The following is a 17,031-nucleotide window of genomic DNA, read 5'->3' as shown; positions in this document are numbered from 1 at the left end:
GACAGCGTCAGTGCCCGAGGCACACTCGCCCGAAGGCAGTACCACCGGGCCGGGTCGAAGACCCGGCGGTCCCGTCTCCCACCACCGGCCGCGGCACCGTAGTCACCAGGACCGGGACGGCCGATGATGGACGTTGCGCTAGCGATCCTGGGGCTGCTGTTCGTCGGAGTGCTCACGTTCGGCACGGCGCTGGCCGTGGCCGCCGAGTTCTCGCTGACCACGCTGGAACGCAGCACCATCGATGCCCACGTCGCCGAAGTCGGTGACCGACGTTCCAGGTCGGTGCGACGCGCGCACAGCACGCTCTCCTTCCAGCTCTCCGGGGCGCAGGTGGCGATCACACTCACCACCCTCGTCACCGGTTACGTGGCCGAGCCACTGATCGGCGACCTGCTGCGCCCGGTGATCAGCGCGGTCGGGATACCGATGAGCGTGGCCGTGCCGGCCGCGCTCGTGCTCGCGATCTTCCTGGCGACCACGCTGTCGATGGTCTTCGGCGAGATGGTGCCCAAGAACCTGGCCATCGCGCGGCCGCTGCCTACGGCCAGGGCCGTGTCGGGGTACCACGCCATGTTCTCCCGCGTGTTCAGCCCGCTGATCAACGGCATGAACAACAGCGCGAACTGGTTCATCCGGAAGATGGGGATCGAACCGCAGGAGGAACTGCGCTCGGCCCGATCTCCCGACGAACTCGGTTCGATCGTGCGCTCCAGCGCGGAGCACGGCACGCTCGACGAGGCCACCGCCGCACTGATGGACCGCTCGCTGCGGTTCGGCGAGCGCACCGCCCAGGAACTGATGACCCCTCGGGTTCGGGTGGAATCGCTCGGCGCCGAGGACAGCGTGCTCGAACTGATAGACACCGCCCGCCGCACCGGGTTCTCCCGGTTTCCGGTGCACGGTGGCGATCTCGACAACGTGCACGGGGTGGTACACGTCAAGCAGGCGTTCGGAGTGCCCTCCCGGGAACGCACCGAGAAATCGGTGGGCTCGCTGACACGACCGGTGCCCACGGTTCCGGAGAGTCTGGACGGCGACGCGCTGCTGGAACGGTTACGGGGTTCCGGGCTGCAGCTGGCACTGGTGGTCGACGAGTACGGGGGCACGGCGGGGATCGTGACCCTGGAGGACGTCGTCGAGGAGATCATCGGAGACGTGCGCGACGAGCACGACCGGCGCGAGGTGGCGGCGGTACGGCGCACCGGTGGTTCCAGCTGGAACATATCGGGGCTGCTGCGCGCGGACGAACTGGAGGAGGCCACCGGATTCGAGATGCCGGAAGGGGACTACGAGACGGTGGCCGGATTCGTGCTCTCCCGGCTGGGGCGCATCCCCACCGCGGGCGACCGGATCCAACAGGATGACTGGACGCTGACGGTCACCGGCATGGACCGGCACCGCATCGCGGAGTTGCGGCTGCAGCACAATGCGCCCGAGACGGGTTCACGGCAGTTTTCCTCCGACCTCGGACGCCAGCGGGAGGTGTCACGATGAGCGACGGTGCGGCCATCGGACTCACCGTGCTGCTTCTGCTGCTCAACGCGCTGTTCGTGGGTGCGGAGTTCTCGCTGCTGTCGTCCCGCCGGGACCGCCTGGAAGCACTGCGTGAGCAGGGGATCCAACGGGCTAGCACGGTGATCAGGGCCAACGAGGAAGGCTCGCTGATGCTGACCAGCGCCCAGCTGGGCATCACGCTCTGTTCACTGGGGCTGGGCCGGCTGGGCGAACCGGCCGTGGCGCACCAGCTCGACCGGCTACTGGGCCCGATCCCGGTGCCCTCGGTGCTGGTGCACACGGTCTCCTTCGCGATCGCGCTGGCCATCGTAGTGGTGCTGCACGTACTGGTCGGCGAGATGGTGCCGAAGAACCTCGCGATCGCCGATCCGGAGCGGCTGGCGCTGTGGCTGGTCCCCGCGCTCGTGGGGTTCGTCAAGATCGCGCGGCCGTTCATCGCGCTGTTCAACATGCTGGCCAACGGGGTGCTGCGGCTGCTCCGGGTGCAGCCCAAGGAGGACCTGGAGACCGCCTACACTTCCTCGGAGCTGGCCGAGCTGCTGGTGGAGTCCCGACGCGAAGGGCTGCTGGACCAGTCCGAGCACCGCAGGCTGGCGAAAACGCTGTCGTCGGTGGAGAGCACCGTCGGCGACGTGCTGGTTCCGCTGGGAGAGCTGACCACGCTGCCCGGTGACCCCACACTGACGGACGTGGAGGAGGCGGTCTCCGCCACGGGCTTCTCGCGTTTCCCGGTTCGCGGCGAAGGAGGCAACCTGGTGGGCTACCTGCACGTCAAGGACGTGCTGGACCAGGCGGGCAGCTCGCCGAACACGCTGGTCCCGACCTCGCGGATCCGTACGCTGCCCACCGTGCGGTCGCGAGCGAGGCTGGACGACGCACTGACGGCGCTGCGGCGTACGGGGAGCCACCTGGCCACTGCCATCGACGACGGTGGTAGGCCGCTCGGCGTGGTGGCGCTGGAGGACCTGGTCGAGGAGTACGTCGGCACCGTCCGCGACGGCACCCACGTGGCCTGACTCCACGATGGCCGCCCCATTACCTTTTGGGTGATCCCGCGAGAGGGCTCCCGGCCTTCGGGTCCGGCAGGACTTGTCCCTCCTGCCCGCATGATCCGGGGTATGTCACCGGACCCGCAGGCGCCGCATGACCGTTGATAGAGGCTGGAGCGTCGCCCCGAGGGGCGGCTGGCCGACCTCTACCCCCGAGAGGCCACAACCGATTCCCGGGATGCGGGTGTGATCGCCGACGCGGCCCGCACCATGCCCCATACGCCGCGGGAGCTGGCCCCCGATGACGAAACCGTGGCCGCCCTGTCCATGCTGTGCGGCCACGACGACGACCTCGCCGCCGAGGCCACCCGCGTACGCAACCGGCTACGCGGACTACTCACCCAGATCCACCCGCACCTCGAACGCGTCCTCGGACCCCGCCTGGACCACCCCGCCGTGCTGACACTGCTGTCTGCCCACCACACCCCGGCCTCACTACGAGACACCGGGCACGACGGCCTGGCCGAGCTACTGCGTCACCACGCCCCACACATGGCCGACCGCCTGACCACCGACATCCGCACCGCGCCGGCCGAGCAGACCGTAGTCGTGGCAGACACCGAGACCGCAGGAGTGGTCATCCCCAACCTCACGGCCAGCCTGCGCACCGTGCTGGCACAGCGCCACGACGTGGAAAGCCAGCTCGAGGCCCTGCCGCCAGGCCCCTCTTTCCACGGTCGGAGACCTCGATGCCCGGCATCGGCGTCTCCGACCGCCTCCCGCATCCTCATCGACGTCGGCGACGCCAGCCAATTCCCCACCGCCACCCACCCGGCCGCCTACGCAGGGCTAGCACCAACCACCCGCAGCTCGGGCAGCAGCACCCGCGGCGAACACCCCGCCAAAAGAGGCAACAAGCAGCTCAAACGGGCCTTCTTCCTCGCCGCGTTCGCCTCGCTGCACCACCCACCCTCACGGGCCTACTACGCCAAAAAGACCACCCAGGGCAAACGCCACACCCAAGCCCTACTCTGCCTCGCCCGACGCCGCTACGACGTCCTCCACGCCATGCTCAAAAACAGCCACCCTCCACCAACACCTCTTGCCCACCCCATAGAGGCCCCCACACAACCTCGCCCGACCGACAGGCATGGAAATCGCGAGTCGTCTCGTTTCCGCCGCTGCCCTGAAGGCGGTCGGAATTGGGCTGAGTGCAGCGGCAGTTCAAGGCACACTCGGGCGGAAACAGCGCCAACCGCTCATCCACCGATGGCGGTTTCGTCCGCCGCGCCGCGCTCGCCGCTCAGGCAGAGCCGAGCAGCTTCCCGAACTCGCCGGTCAGGCTGTCCCGGTTCCCGATGAAGGGTGCCGTGGTGCGGCGGTGGGGCACGAGCTGGATGGTGGCGTCCTGGTCGAGCGCCCCGTCGGGTCCGCAGGTCGTCGGCGCCATCGGCCGCGTACTGATAGGTCTGCCAGACCTCTGGGAGACCCGAACCCGGTCGGACACCTCCGGCAGCTTGCGGATGTGCGCGCGGTAGGGACATTTCTTGTCGCGCACACCGGCGTCGCTGAGGAACACCACCCAGTCCCCTTCGGCGGAGCGGGTGGCCTCGGACGGTTTTCCGGTGTGCTCGTCGAAGGTGACTTCCAGCCTGTCACCGGAGGTCAGTGGGGCCTCTTCGCTGTGCAGCCGGAGCAGCTCGTTCTGGTGCAGCCGGTGCGTCCGCGTGTCCCCCTCCTCGCAGAGCTCCAGCTCGGGGGGTGAGTCCTCGTCGTCGTGACTCACCACCACCGCCAGCCGCACTGTGCCGATCTCGCCGGAATTCGCCGAGGCGCGGTAGCCGGGGGCGAACTCGTTGTCGAACACCCGCAGGCATCCCCCGGCCAGGGTCTCGTGCAGCGAGCGCAGCGCGCCTTTCAGCGAGGAGCCCGGGATCATGACCGTGCCGTCGGGACGTCGCGGCAACCGGGGCCGCTGTTCGTCGTCGGCGGTGATCCCGCGCACCAGCAGCGGGGTTTCGGCCGTGATCGTGACGGTCAGTGTGCCGGACAACAGATCGCCCCGGCCGCTGTGGTCGTGCGGCGCGGAGCGCTTCGGTACCGCGTCCGGCAACGGCACGAAGGTGTAGGGATTGACGAAGGTCTCGACCACGCGATGCCTCCCCAGCGGGCCTGCTCGATGTCCGCGTGATCACACCACGATGATGATCTGTTGCGGTAGGTTATCGAACGCGTGCGGATCGTGAGAGGGGTATCGATGAAATCCTTGCGCCGTGTCCTGCCGAGCTGGGGCCAGCTGCCCATGATCGGCTCCAACTGGTCCGTGGTGATACTCGGCGCGTTCATCACCGCCTCGCTGGCGCTGGTCGTGGAGGATTTCTTCCCGAGGGATTCCGACGACGGCCGGGTCGTGCCGTGGCGGTGGGGGATCTTCCTGACAGCCGTGCTGTTGCTACTGGTGGTGCTGGGGCTGCGGGCGATCGCGCAGGACCAGCGGGGCACGCTGTTCTACGTGCAGCTGCTCGACGAGTCGATGCCCAACCGGCACGAGCAGCCACTCGCCACCGCCCGGGACCGGCGCATGTCGATGCGTTCGCTGACCCGGTGGGTCGACCTCAAGTCCCGTTTCCACGGTGGAGTGATCGACTGCGTGGAGCCCTGTCGCGAGCTCGGCCAGGCTCTGGAGGAGGCCATCAACACCGATCGTGACGACACGGGCTATTCGGTCGCGCCGAACATGTTCTGGCCCATCGCCCTGGCCGTCGGATTCTCCCTGCCGCACCCGGACAGTCTGCGAATGCTGGAGTTGCAGCCGCAGAACCAGGGCACGCCCCCGAAATCCACCCCGTTCGAACGAAAGACGCGGCGAAACGGCGGCTCGTCCTCGCGGGTGGAGATCGAGTACCCGCTCGACACCGACCCGGTGAGCCTAGTCAAAGCCGATTCGAGCGTCGCCGATCAGCAGGCGAGCCTGGTCGGTGCGTGGCTGGCGTTCACGAAGCAGGCCGAGAACTTCTCCGCGAAGGAATTCGCCCGGTTCGGGGTGGGGACCGTCCACACGCTCACCTGTCGGGGCAACCTTCCGGGGCGGAACGGTTACCAGCCGAATTTCGGGCGCGGTGAGCTCGAACGCATGGGTCCGGAGATCGCCGAGAAGCTGGCGATGATCAAGGCCGGTGCGGGTGAGCGGGAACTCGTGGTCGTGGCGATGGTGCCCAAGTCAGTCGCGTTGGCTCTCGGCTGGCACCTCTCGCAGGAAGCGCCCGCGTTCTTCCGCGGCACGCATCTGATGAACTTCGACCAGGCCGAGCGGCGCTACGTGCCGATGCGGGTGCGGGAATCGCAGCCGACCACCCCACCCCAACCCGTCCCGGAGGCGACCTCGGTGACGGTGAACGGCAACGGACACGGGAATGAGGCCGACGGTGCCGGCGACGATACGGCTGACGCTTGATCAACCGGGTTCGGCGCGGATCTATCCGGCTCGGCTGCACACGGAGTCCACTGTGATCTCGTAGCACAGCCTGTCGCCCGGGGAAACCTCGCCCGCCGGACAGGGCACAGAAGTTTCCTGGACAACGGAAATAGACACTTCTTCTCCCGCAAAATCCTTTTCGGCCAAAAAATACATCAAGGGCGAGCGCCAGATTTATCGAATTACGGAAAACGTCTCGGTGCGGATTTTCCGATAAGTAAGAATGGGACGCCACCTCGCGAAACGCGACGGGCATGAACCGGCGCACCGGACGGCGGGCACGACCCGCACTCACCGACCGAACGAGCCCGAACGGGCTTCACTTCCGACGTCACCACTCCGGGGAGACGCCGCACGGGTGGCCTATCCTTCCCCATGTGCCACCCGAAGTACTGTCCGAACGAACGTGGCGTGCCAGGGAACAGGCTCACCTGGAACGGATACGGAACTGGACGCTGCCGCACCGCGAGCGGCAGCGGCGCGGCGAGAAGCACCCGGTGCTGGACTTCCTCTTCACGTACTACACCCAGCGCCCGTCGAGGCTGGAGCGCTGGCAACCGGGTTTCGGCGTGGCCTTGGAGGGCGGCGCGAAGTTCCTCGACCGGCGCGGCTACAGCGAGACGCCGGACGGTGTGATGGTCGCGCCCGAGGCGCTGACTCCTCGACTGCTCGACACCGCCGACTTCGTGCACCGCCTGCTGAGCGCCACGGAGTCACGTCCGGCACAGCTGGGCTGCTTCGGGCTGCACGAGTGGGCCATGGTATACCGACTCACCCAGGACGAGCTGCGGCACTCGGAATGGCCGCTGCGCCTGGGGATCCAGGGCACGAACGAAGTCGTCGAGTCGATGCGCATCCAATGCAGCCACTACGACGCGTTCCGGTTCTTCAGCACGGCGGCCCGGCCGCGCAACACGCTGCAACCCACCCAGCAGGACCGGGTCAACCTCGAACAGCCGGGCTGCCTGCACAACAACATGGACGTCTTCAAGTGGTGCTACAAGCTCGGCCCGCTCGTACCCGCCGAGCTGACGGCCGACGCCTTCGAGCTGGCCGCCGAGATCCGCGAGCTGGACATGCGTGCCAGTCCCTACGACCTCAGCGAACTCGGCTACTCACCCGTGGCGATCGAGACGGCTCCCGGGCGCGCCGAGTACGTCCGCGAGCAGCGGGCCTTCGCCGAACGAGCGAGCGCGCTGCGGCGACGTCTGATCGAAACGTGCCGACACCTGCTGGAACAGCGCGTGGGGTGACCGCCACCGCGGCCACCCCACCTCGGCACTGCCGTACTCGGGTCACTCACTGACCGTCAGGCCGAGCTCCCCGTTGTCGTCCCGCTCGGCGTCCAGCGTCTTGTCCCCGAGCACCGTGGCGGCCTGTTCGTCCAGGAAGACCCGCACACCGGACTGCTCGACGATCTGGTCGCTGTCCTCCGGAGCGTTGGCGACAGCCGCCTCCAGACCGTCTGGCGAAGCCTGCCCCTCGGGCGAGCTGATACGCAGACCGGCCCCCTCGGGGGACTCTCCGCCGACCAAGATCAGCTTGATGACCTCGGCCGCGTTCTCGCTGATGGTGAGCATCTGCTCGTATACCCCTCTCGGAGTCGGTCACGTAAAGAGCCCACCGTATTAGACAGCCTCGCGGAACTCTCGGTTACCCCTCGTAAGCCGACATCGGCGGGCAGGAGCACACCAGGTTGCGGTCCCCGTGCGCCTGGTCGATCCGCCGAACGGGAGGCCAGATCTTGTTCTCCGGGCTATCCGTCGGGTACGCGGCCTCCCACCTGCTGTAAGGATGCTCCCACTCCCCAGCCAGCGAGGCGGCGGTGTGCGGAGCGTTGACCAGCGGGTTGTCCTCGGCCGACCACGTTCCCGCCGCGACCTTGTCGATCTCGGCACGAATCGCGATCATCGCGTCGCAGAAGCGGTCCAGCTCGGCGAGGTTCTCACTCTCCGTCGGCTCCACCATGAGCGTGCCCGCGACCGGGAACGACATCGTGGGGGCGTGCAGCCCGTAGTCCGCGAGCCGCTTGGCCACGTCGTCGACGGATACCCCGGCCTCCTTGGTGATCTCGCGCAGGTCCAGGATGCACTCGTGGGCGACGAGCCCCCCACTGCCGGTGTAGAGCACCGGGAAGTAGTCGTGGAGCCGCTTGGCCACATAGTTGGCCGAGGCGACGGCCGTCAGCGTAGCCCGGCGCAGCCCGTCCGATCCCATCATGCGGACGTAGGCCCAAGAGATCGGCAGGATCGAGGCGCTGCCCCACGGGGCGGAGCTGATCGGCCCCACGCCGGTCTCCGGACCCGCCTGCGGCTGTAGCGGGTGATTCGGCAAGAACGGCGAGAGGTGCTCACGCACCCCGATGGGGCCGACACCGGGACCGCCGCCACCGTGCGGGATGCAGAAGGTCTTGTGCAGGTTCAGGTGGGAGACATCGGCACCGAACTTGCCCATCCGAGCCAGCCCGATCAGCGCGTTGAGGTTGGCCCCGTCCACGTAGACCTGACCGCCCGCGTCGTGCACCAGCCCGCAGACGTCCTGCACGGTGTTCTCGTAGACCCCGTGCGTGGAGGGGTAGGTGATCATGATCGCGGCGAGCTCGTCGCGGTGCTTGTCCACCAGCTCACGCAGGTGGTCCATCTCGATGTTGCCCGCGTCGTCGCAGCGCACGACGACCACCCGCAAGCCGGCCATGACGGCGCTGGCCGCGTTGGTGCCGTGGGCGCTGGCCGGGATCAGGCATACGTCGCGCTGCTGCTGGCCACGTTGGCGGTGGTAGGCCCGGATCGCCAGCAGGCCCGCGAACTCGCCCTGACTGCCCGCGTTCGGCTGCAGGCTCACCTCGTCATAGCCGGTGATCTCGGCCAACCAGTTCCGCAGGTCCTCGACGACTCGCAGTATCCCGGCCGCGTCCTCTGCTGGGGCGAACGGGTGCAGTTCCCCGAAGGCGGGCCAGGTGATCGGCTCCATCTCGGCGGCCGCGTTGAGCTTCATGGTGCAGGAGCCGAGCGGGATCATGCTGCGGTCGAGGGCGACGTCGGAGTCGGCGAGCCCGCGCAGGTAGCGCAGCAGCGCCGTCTCCGAGCGGTGCCGGTGGAAGACCGGATGGGTCAGGTACTCGGTAGTACGTCGCAGCGCCGCGGGCAGGGCGTCCGAAACGAGCGTGTCCAGCTCGTCGACCGGGGTGAGGTCGCCCGCTGCCAGTCCGAAGGCGTGCCAGACCGAGGCCAGCCGTTGCCTGGTGGTCGTCTCGTCACAGCTGATACCGACGTGGTCGGCATCGACCCTGCGCAGGTTCACACCGTTGCGGCGTGCGGCGGCGACGACCTCGTCGGCACGGCCGGGGACGCGGGTCAGCACGGTGTCGAAGAAGTCGTCGTGGCAGACCTCCACACCGCCCCGCCGCAGCTGCTCGGCCAGCACGGTGGCCATGCGGTGCGTGCGGGTCGCGATGGCGCGCAGCCCTTCGGGACCGTGGTAGACGGCGTACATCGAGGCGACCACGGCCAGCAACACCTGGGCGGTGCAGATGTTGCTGGTGGCCTTCTCCCTGCGGATGTGCTGTTCCCTGGTCTGCAGCGCCAGCCGGTAGGCCTGGTTGCCGTCCGCGTCCACGCTGACCCCGACCAGTCGGCCGGGCAGCTGGCGCTCCACGCCCTTGCGTACCGCCATGTAGCCCGCGTGGGGACCGCCGAAGCCCATGGGGACGCCGAAGCGCTGGCTGGTTCCCACGACGACGTCGGCGCCGATCTCGCCGGGTGCGCGCAGCAGTGTCAGCGCCAGCAGGTCGGCCGAGACGACGGCCATACCGCCGCGCCGGTGCACCTCGGCGATGACCTCCTCGTGGTCGCGCACCGCACCGGACGCACCCGGATAGGCCAGCAACGCACCGAAGAACTCCCCTTCCGGCAGCCCGGCGGCTCCCTGGGAGAGATCGGCGTGGACGATCTCGATTCCGAGCGGTTCGGCCCGTGTCTCGATGACCGAGATGGTCTGCGGCAGCGCGTCGGTGTCCACGACGAACCGGGGGGACTTCGAGCGGCCCGCGCGCCGCACCAGGGTCATCCCCTCGGCAGCGGCCGTGGACTCGTCGAGCATCGAGGCGTTGGAGACCGGGACGCCGGTGAGGTCGGCGACCATCGTCTGGAAGTTCAGCAGGGCTTCCAACCGCCCCTGGGATATCTCGGGCTGATACGGCGTGTAGGCGGTGTACCAGGCCGGATTCTCCAGCACGTTGCGGCGGATCACCGGAGGGGTGATGGTGGGATGGTAGCCGAGGCCGATCATCTCCACATGCGGGTTGTTGCTGTCGGCGAGTTCGCGCAGTTCGTCGAGGGACTCGGCCTCGGTGGCCGGTTCCGGCAACGCCATCCGCGCGTCCCGCTCCCGGATTCCGGGCGGGACGGCTTGTTCGCCGAGTTCTTCGAGGGAACCGACACCGATCACATCGAGCATCCGAGCCAGCTCAGCCGGCATGGGGCCAACGTGGCGGTCGGCGAACGGGGTTCCGTGCTCGAGAGCGGCCAACGGTATACGTTCGTCGGTCATCGCCAAAACCTCAATCGTCGGGCATCTCGGACAGGGCAGACAGCACTCGGTCGAGTGACTGACCTCCCCCTCTGTCAATGCCCGCGAGGCGGGCGCCTGAGAGCTTCACCCGGGATCGCGGGTTTGCACCGTCGGCGGGGTTCACCACGACGCTGTGGTGAATCCCTCTTTCCAGAGGTATCTCGCCCGTACGGTCCCAATAGCCTGAGAGGTTGTCGGGGAGGGGTTGCTCCTTCGGCGCCGTGCCGAGGGTCGGCACGATCTCTCCCGTACGGGGTCAGCGACAAGTGTGAGCGTACCTCATATGTCACCCCGTTTGGCGATCACGACGCTTGCGGGACAGTTCGTCCTCGTCCGATGAGCGAACACCGGCGCTGTCGGCCCGCTCAGCGGGGAACTCGCGGATCGTGCCGCTTATCTCTCGCATGGCGCCGCTGACGGCGATCCCGAAGACCCCCTGCCCGCCGCGCAGCAGATCCACCACGTCCTCCGCCGAGGTGCACTCGTAGACAGTGGTCCCATCACTGAACAGGGTGACGCCAGCCAGGTCGCGGACCCCGCGGCCGCGCAGGTGGTCCACGGCGGTGCGGATGTTGTGCAGCGAAACACCGGCGTCCAGCAGGCGTTTGACCACCTTGAGAACCAGGATGTCCTTGAACGAGTACAGCCGTTGCGACCCGGAACCCTCCGCGAGCCTGATCGATGGTTCGACCAGTTGGGTGCGGGCCCAGTAGTCCAGCTGCCGATAGGTGATACCGGCGATCTGACAGGCAGCACGTCCTCGGTAGCCGACCAGCTCGTCCGGAAGCGCGGCGTCCGGGAACAGCTCAGCTTGCTCTACGTTCGTATCCAGCCGTGATGCGTTCTCGACCACGCACGCCTCCCCTCGGCCGACCCACGGCGGCCCTCGAATCCGGGACAGCGGTGCCCGGCCGGTCCGAATCCGATCTCGTCACGCCCCCACCCGCTCGATCACCGCGCGTACGTCCACCGTGTCGTTCGAAGGTATGCCCACCGGTGACGGCGGTCAACGCGACGCGCGGCGCTTCCGTCGAGTGGCGGTGCCCCGCTACCGGCAAGACGTCCCGCGCCCCCTCAACACCTTCGGGACGTCCCACCGGCGCCCTCGCGCGGAAGCGACGTCCGCGGGCACCGCCGTGGTGGGATGCCTCAGGTGTCAGCGCCGCGGAAGTCCTCCGGCGAGACCGAGTCCAGGAACTCCTTGAACTTCTCGACCTCGTCCTCCTGCTCGTCGGGGATCAGCAACCCCGCTTCGTCGAGCACCGACTGCTCGGCGTGGATCGGAACACCGGTGCGCAGTGCCAGCGCCACCGAATCGCTCGGCCTCGCGGAAACCCGCACGTCCCCGTCGAAGACGAGTTCCGCGTAGAAGGTCCCCTCCTGGAGGTCGGTCACCCGAACTTGTTCCAACTCTCGCCCGAGCGCACCGACCACGTCCTTGAGCAGGTCGTGGGTGAGCGGCCTGGCGGGCCGCACTCCCTGCTGCTCCAGCGCGATCGCGGTAGCCTCGACCGAGCCTATCCAGATCGGCAGATACCGCTCACCGTCGGTCTCGCGCAACAACAGGATCGGCTGGTTGGCCGGCAGTTCCACTCGCACGCCGACGACGCGCATCTCGCTGCTCATCGTCAAATCGCCTCCTCCAGCGCGCCGAAGCGTGACATCTCCTTCGAGGATCGCGCACCGACGCCTCCGACGCTACCCGCGATACGGCGAAGACGCCGCCCACACAAGCGCCGACCGCTTCCCCTGCCCCACGGATCACCCGATGGGACGTACATACCGTACCCCGCACACCGAATGATCGGGCACGTCCCACGGCCTCGCCGGACAGGGTCGGGTCGGCAGATCCCGAAAATGCCCACGAGCGGGCGTGGCTCGCGGGTTCGGCAGCCGTATCGAATCCCTTGGTCTCGTACAGGGTGGCGCCGTGGTCACCACCGAACAGAGCAGTCCGCTCGTTACCGAGTGCCCTGCGCCCCTTCCCCAGGACCGGTCAGAAACACCAGGCGGAACTTGCCGATCTGCACCTCGTCACCGTTGGCCAGCACCGAGGTGTCCACGGGCTCACGGTTGACGTAAGTTCCGTTGAGACTCCCCACGTCGACGACGACGTACTCGGCGCCCTCCCGACGGAACTCCGCGTGCCTGCGGGAAACGGTCACGTCGTCCAGGAAGATGTCACTGTCGGGATGCCGGCCGGAACTGGTGGTCTCCCGGTCGAGCAGGAAGCGCGAACCGGCGTTGGGGCCGCGCTTGACCACCAGAAGAGCTGATCCGGCGGGCAGCGCGTCCACACCGGACGCGTTGGACTCTGCAGGCGCACTCTCGGCGTTCTCCTGCTCGGAGAGGAAGGGCTTGAAGACCGAGGTGGTCTCCGATGACTGCTCCGGCGGTACGTCGCCGGGCCCGTCGTTGGTGCTCACCTGAGCTCTCCTCCTGCGGATGGATCGTGCCAGTACCACCCAACGTACCTCGCCGTACACGACGGCGGACGGCGAGTCCCGATATTCAGGCCGATCGGGCCGGATACCACCAGGGTGTTCACACGATCATCGCAGCGAAGATCACATTCGTTCAACGGCCCACCCGCCGTGCCCGCACGACTCGGGACGCGACGGATGGAGTGTTCAACCGCGGACGCGGGCGAGCCGGACGGCGCCGACCACCTGGCCGAGGTAGAGCAGCCCGGCCCAAAGGTAGAGCGCGGCCCCCCAACCCGTGAACGCGTAGGCGAACGGGCGGGCGATCCAGTCGAGCGCGAAGTCCCCCTGCACCACCAGCAGCAGCGGGAAGGCGTACATCAAGCAGAACGTGGCGGCCTTGCCCAGGTAGTGCACGTCAGGCGGTTCGAACCCGTGGTACCGCAGCACGGGCAGGCACAACGTCAGCAACAGATCACGCGCGATCAGGGCGGAAGCGACCCACCACGGGACCACTCCCCTGACCACGAACGCCACCAACGTCGCCACGATGTAGAGCCGGTCGGCCGCCGGGTCCAGTAGCTGTCCCACTCTGCTGTATTGGTTCAGCCACCGGGCGAGTTTGCCGTCCAGCCAGTCGGTGACGCCACTGAAGACCAACACCAGCAACGCGAGCAGGTCCCACTGAGGACCGAGCAACAGCCACAGGAAGACCGGAACTCCGGCGAGCCGCAGCACGCTCAACGCGTTGGGAACCGTCCACCACGGATCGCTCCAGACCCCGGCGGCCACTTCCCTGATGCGATCGATTCCCTGGTCCGAGCCTTCCCCCCGGGAACTCCGCGCCGATCCCGTAGTGGCGCCATCGGCGTCTTGCACCACGAGACCCTCCCCTGCGAGCGGGCCGACTCCACTCCAGTTCCACGAGTGGGCCCGCGATCCATGACGCGCCCGCTCGTGGTCACGCCGGACGCGTCATCGTGCCTGTTCGTTCAGGGTGCCATACGCGTGCGCCCCGCGGTCGGCGGCACCAGGCGTCAGCTCGCGGGAAGAGACCAACCTCTGCGGTTGAGCTCGGCGTCGCTGAGAAACCGTGGTCGACCGCGGTCGTCGACGCCGACCCAGCGCGACCGTCCGCCGCTTCCCTCGAGCACGAAAGGGTGGCCACCGCTCCAGACCACCGAGCAGGGGGTCGTGGGGAGCCCACCACCCCCGCTTCCGGTCTCGTCCTCGGGAACGGACTCCGAATTCGATGACGTATCGCTGCGCATCTTCCGTAGTACCTCCGCCAGAACCGTCGTCCTGACCGCGTCCAACGTTAGCTTTCGGGCCCTCGGTACCGATTGTGCGCGCGGGCCGAGGATGTGTCGCGGCACACATCTCCCGTTGCGCCGGGCGGTCCTTCTCGAGCGCCGAACCGGGCCCGAGGTACGCGCGGACGATCCCCCGGGCTGGGCAGCCCGCTCCGGCCGCCCGCCGCTCGGCGCGTCCGGGGACGCGACGAGCGGTTCTCGTAAGCCCTTCCGAGGCAGGGAACCGGGCCGAGTGACTCTCACCGCCGCGGCGGCGAAACCGGCTCGCGCCGAAATCGCACGACAACCGCCTCCGAATCCGACCTTACCCCCGAAAAGAGCGGAAGAATCGAATCGAACCACATCCCCGGACGAACCGGAAGCGAAGCGCCACCGGACGGGGATGATCGAAGCCCCGAAGGGGCGAAAATCAAAAAACAGTCGGTAACAGGGGGGGCACAATGTGTGGAAAACGCGCCCCCACGACAGGGCCGCTCGCGAACCGCACCACCTTCCCTTCACACGGCAGCCGAAGTGTGTCGCGTCTCTCAATCCTCGGTGAGTCGGCTAACACTTCGCCTCCGGTGAACCAACGGCCCACCCGAGCCGCCGGGGAGGTCCACACCGGGATCCCCTTCATAATCAAAAACTTCTTGACCTGGTATTTCGACCACAAAAGCCACCACTGAACCGAGCTCTCCCCTTGAGCGGCAGCGGCATCGAGGAACAGTGATTCGTTACCTTCGCGTAACTAGTACATCTGTACATCAACGCTATTTCTGGCTATGGTCTCGAACCGTTCTGACAGCGACACGGAAGGGAAGAACGTGCCTGCCGAAACACGTACGAACGGTGACGACAGCACCCGACCACCCATTGCCCACGTGGGCAAAAGAGGGATGGTGAAGATCGGCGTTTTCGTGATCGTTTTGGCATTCGCCCTGACGTATGTCGCCCTCGCGGAACCGAATGTTTCGTGGCCGGGCCTGATCGCGATGCTGGTTTTCTACGCGTTGTTCTACTGGCTGGGTGCTTTCGTGGCCGCCCGACGCGGAGGCGGGCTGGGCGACACGATGGTCGCGGGCCGCAACATGCCGCTGTGGATCGGCGTGTTCACCATGACGGCCACCTGGGTCGGTGGCGGCTACATCAGCGGTACCGCCGAGAGCACCTTCAGCAGTGGTCTCGCCTGGGCTCAGGCGCCGTGGGGCTACGCGGTCAGCCTGCTCATCGGCGGACTGTTCTTCGCCAAGAAGATGCGGCGCGGCCGGTTCACCACCATGCTGGACCCGATCGACATCCGGTTCGGCAGGAGCGTCGCCGGTCTCGGCGCCATCCCGGCGATCCTCGGCGAGATCTTCTGGACCGGGGCGATCCTCACCGCGCTGGGCACCACCTTCGGCACGATCATCGGCCTGGATTTCACCGTTTCCATCATCCTGTCGGCGGTGATCGCGGTCGCCTACACCGTCGTCGGCGGCATGTGGTCGGTGGCCATCACCGACGTGGTGCAGGTCGTGGTCATCTTCATCGGCCTGATCGTGGCGGTACCGTTCGCCGCATCGGCCGTCGGTGGGCTGGGAGACGCCTGGAGCGCCTACCCCTCCAATTTCGACTTCGAGTCCTACGCATCGCTGTTCCCACCGTTGACCGGCTGGGACGACCCCGCATGGGGCCACTCCTACTGGAACTGGTGGGACGCCGGAATCGCCCTGGTGCTCGGCGGCATCCCCTGGCAGGTCTACTTTCAGCGGGTGCTGTCCTCCAGCAGCCCGAAGAACGCGCGCAGGCTCTCGGTCGGCGCCAGCGTGATGTGCGTGCTGGCCGCCATCCCGCCGGTGCTCATCGGTGTCGTGGCCACCGCGGCGAACTTCCAGGCGGAAGGAGCTCCCCCGCTGGACAACCCCTCGATGGTGCTGCCCTACGTGCTGCGCTATCTGCTGCCCACCGGTGCGGCGGCGCTCGGTCTGGGTGTTCTCGCGGCCGCCGTCATGTCCAGCGTCGATTCCTCGGTGCTGTCCGCCTCGTCACTGACCGGGTGGAACGTCTACCGACGCCTGGTACGGCCGAACGCGAAACCGGAGCAGGTGCAGAAGGTGATCCGCAGGCTGATCGTGATCATCGGCGCGGCGGCCACCCTGATGGCGCTGCGGGCCAGCAGTGTCTACGACCTGTGGTATCTGGCCAGTGACCTGATCTTCGTCATGCTGTTCCCGCTGTTGGTGTGCGCGCTGTTCGTTCCGTTCGCCAACCGGATCGGCGCCACGGCCGGATTCCTCGTCGCGGTCGTGCTGCGGTTCTCCGCGGGAGAGGACACATTCGGGCTCCAGCCGCTGCTGCCGTGGCCCTGGTACGAGGACGGCGCGGTGCTGTTCCCGTTCCGCACGGTCACGATGGTGGCGGCCCTGCTGACGATCGTCGTGGTGTCGGCGATCACCCGCCGCCGGAGTGAACCGGTACCGATGGCCGCGTTGGAGCCGGACACCCCGGAACGTGCCCGGTGGGGCAACGATCTCACCGAGGACTCGGAGTCCGAAAGCGTTCCGAACAACACGGCCAGGACTGAGGTCTGACCATCACCACCTCGTGAGGTCGGCACCGCGAACCGTCGGACCCGTCGCAACTCGAGCGCGGCGGGTCCGACGTGCGTCGCACACCGGAAAGCGACCACCAGCAGCAACCGTTCTACTCCGAACAGGCTATATACCTCCCCCGAAACTTTGGTCTATACCTTATCCAACCGTCTCCGACGAGAGGTACAGACCAGG

Annotated in this window: 13 protein-coding genes and 1 riboswitch; of the genes, 6 read left to right on the top strand and 7 right to left on the bottom strand. The window is 67.5% G+C overall.

What is annotated here, in order from left to right; genetic code table 11:
- The first annotated feature begins 126 nt into the window (after positions 1–126).
- The 3 genes from BLQ75_RS18690 to BLQ75_RS18680 all read left to right on the top strand — a co-directional run bounded on the left by BLQ75_RS18690 (position 127) and on the right by BLQ75_RS18680 (position 3,866).
- Entirely contained in the window at positions 127–1,494 is a 1,368-nt protein-coding gene (locus tag BLQ75_RS18690; protein WP_092604075.1) for a hemolysin family protein, read from the top strand.
- Positions 1,491–2,531: a hemolysin family protein gene (locus BLQ75_RS18685; RefSeq protein WP_092603981.1), complete on the top strand. Its 1,041-nt coding sequence runs from the start codon at positions 1,491–1,493 to the stop codon at positions 2,529–2,531. The genes BLQ75_RS18690 and BLQ75_RS18685 overlap by 4 nt, the downstream gene beginning before the upstream one ends.
- A gap of 144 nt (positions 2,532–2,675) precedes the next feature.
- Positions 2,676–3,866, top strand: a complete 1,191-nt coding sequence (locus BLQ75_RS18680; RefSeq protein WP_139183037.1) for an IS110 family RNA-guided transposase — start codon at positions 2,676–2,678, stop codon at positions 3,864–3,866.
- Here BLQ75_RS18680 and BLQ75_RS18675 read toward each other — a convergent pair.
- Positions 3,808–4,656: an RAMP superfamily CRISPR-associated protein gene (locus BLQ75_RS18675; protein WP_139183036.1), complete on the bottom strand. Its 849-nt coding sequence runs from the start codon at positions 4,654–4,656 to the stop codon at positions 3,808–3,810. The genes BLQ75_RS18680 and BLQ75_RS18675 overlap by 59 nt on opposite strands.
- A gap of 105 nt (positions 4,657–4,761) precedes the next feature.
- On the opposite strand from BLQ75_RS18675, the gene BLQ75_RS18670 reads away from it, so the two are divergent.
- Both BLQ75_RS18670 and BLQ75_RS18665 read left to right on the top strand, forming a co-directional pair.
- Complete coding sequence (locus BLQ75_RS18670) at positions 4,762–5,958, top strand: hypothetical protein (protein WP_139183035.1); 1,197 nt, start codon at positions 4,762–4,764, stop codon at positions 5,956–5,958.
- A 398-nt stretch (positions 5,959–6,356) separates the two neighbouring features.
- The gene (locus BLQ75_RS18665) at positions 6,357–7,232 is read left to right on the top strand and encodes a 3-methyladenine DNA glycosylase (RefSeq protein WP_092603977.1); all 876 of its coding nucleotides are present in this window, start codon (positions 6,357–6,359) and stop codon (positions 7,230–7,232) included.
- Positions 7,233–7,274: 42 nt separating this feature from the next.
- On the opposite strand, the gene BLQ75_RS18660 is transcribed toward BLQ75_RS18665, so the two are convergent.
- The 6 genes from BLQ75_RS18660 to clsA all read right to left on the bottom strand — a co-directional run bounded on the left by BLQ75_RS18660 (position 7,275) and on the right by clsA (position 13,853).
- Positions 7,275–7,559 carry a HesB/YadR/YfhF-family protein gene (locus tag BLQ75_RS18660; RefSeq protein WP_043571713.1) on the bottom strand — a complete coding sequence of 95 codons (285 nt, stop codon included), beginning with the start codon at positions 7,557–7,559 and terminating at the stop codon, positions 7,275–7,277.
- A gap of 73 nt (positions 7,560–7,632) precedes the next feature.
- Positions 7,633–10,527, bottom strand: coding sequence for an aminomethyl-transferring glycine dehydrogenase (gcvP, locus tag BLQ75_RS18655; RefSeq protein ID WP_092603976.1), 2,895 nt, complete (start codon positions 10,525–10,527; stop codon positions 7,633–7,635).
- A 181-nt stretch (positions 10,528–10,708) separates the two neighbouring features.
- A riboswitch (glycine riboswitch) is annotated at positions 10,709–10,807 on the bottom strand.
- 27 nt (positions 10,808–10,834) lie between these two features.
- Positions 10,835–11,401: a MerR family transcriptional regulator gene (locus tag BLQ75_RS18650; RefSeq protein ID WP_092603975.1), complete on the bottom strand. Its 567-nt coding sequence runs from the start codon at positions 11,399–11,401 to the stop codon at positions 10,835–10,837.
- Positions 11,402–11,697: 296 nt separating this feature from the next.
- A complete protein-coding gene (locus BLQ75_RS18645) occupies positions 11,698–12,174 on the bottom strand; it encodes a bifunctional nuclease family protein (protein ID WP_026152307.1) in 477 nt (158 codons plus the stop codon).
- Between the two features lie 335 nt (positions 12,175–12,509).
- Positions 12,510–12,974 carry a glycogen accumulation regulator GarA gene (garA, locus tag BLQ75_RS18640; RefSeq protein WP_092603974.1) on the bottom strand — a complete coding sequence of 155 codons (465 nt, stop codon included), beginning with the start codon at positions 12,972–12,974 and terminating at the stop codon, positions 12,510–12,512.
- A gap of 204 nt (positions 12,975–13,178) precedes the next feature.
- Positions 13,179–13,853, bottom strand: a complete 675-nt coding sequence (gene clsA / locus BLQ75_RS18635) for a cardiolipin synthase ClsA (RefSeq protein WP_092603973.1) — start codon at positions 13,851–13,853, stop codon at positions 13,179–13,181.
- A gap of 1,309 nt (positions 13,854–15,162) precedes the next feature.
- On the opposite strand from clsA, the gene BLQ75_RS18625 reads away from it, so the two are divergent.
- Entirely contained in the window at positions 15,163–16,836 is a 1,674-nt protein-coding gene (locus BLQ75_RS18625; protein ID WP_092603972.1) for a high affinity choline transporter 1, read from the top strand.
- Positions 16,837–17,031 lie beyond the last annotated feature (195 nt).

Source organism: Actinopolyspora xinjiangensis (assembly GCF_900104475.1).
GTDB classification, from domain to species: domain Bacteria; phylum Actinomycetota; class Actinomycetes; order Mycobacteriales; family Pseudonocardiaceae; genus Actinopolyspora; species Actinopolyspora xinjiangensis.
The sequence above is the reverse complement of the archived record's forward strand: the minus strand, read 5'-3'. Positions and strand labels throughout refer to the sequence as shown.

Coding starts and splice junctions, on each gene's coding strand:
- BLQ75_RS18690 (WP_092604075.1), top strand. CDS start 127: ATGGACGTTGCGCTAGCGATCCTGGGGCTGCTGTTCGTCGGAGTGCTC.
- BLQ75_RS18685 (WP_092603981.1), top strand. CDS start 1,491: ATGAGCGACGGTGCGGCCATCGGACTCACCGTGCTGCTTCTGCTGCTC.
- BLQ75_RS18670 (WP_139183035.1), top strand. CDS start 4,762: ATGAAATCCTTGCGCCGTGTCCTGCCGAGCTGGGGCCAGCTGCCCATG.
- BLQ75_RS18660 (WP_043571713.1), bottom strand. CDS start 7,559: ATGCTCACCATCAGCGAGAACGCGGCCGAGGTCATCAAGCTGATCTTG.
- gcvP (WP_092603976.1), bottom strand. CDS start 10,527: ATGACCGACGAACGTATACCGTTGGCCGCTCTCGAGCACGGAACCCCG.
- BLQ75_RS18645 (WP_026152307.1), bottom strand. CDS start 12,174: ATGAGCAGCGAGATGCGCGTCGTCGGCGTGCGAGTGGAACTGCCGGCC.
- BLQ75_RS18625 (WP_092603972.1), top strand. CDS start 15,163: ATGGTGAAGATCGGCGTTTTCGTGATCGTTTTGGCATTCGCCCTGACG.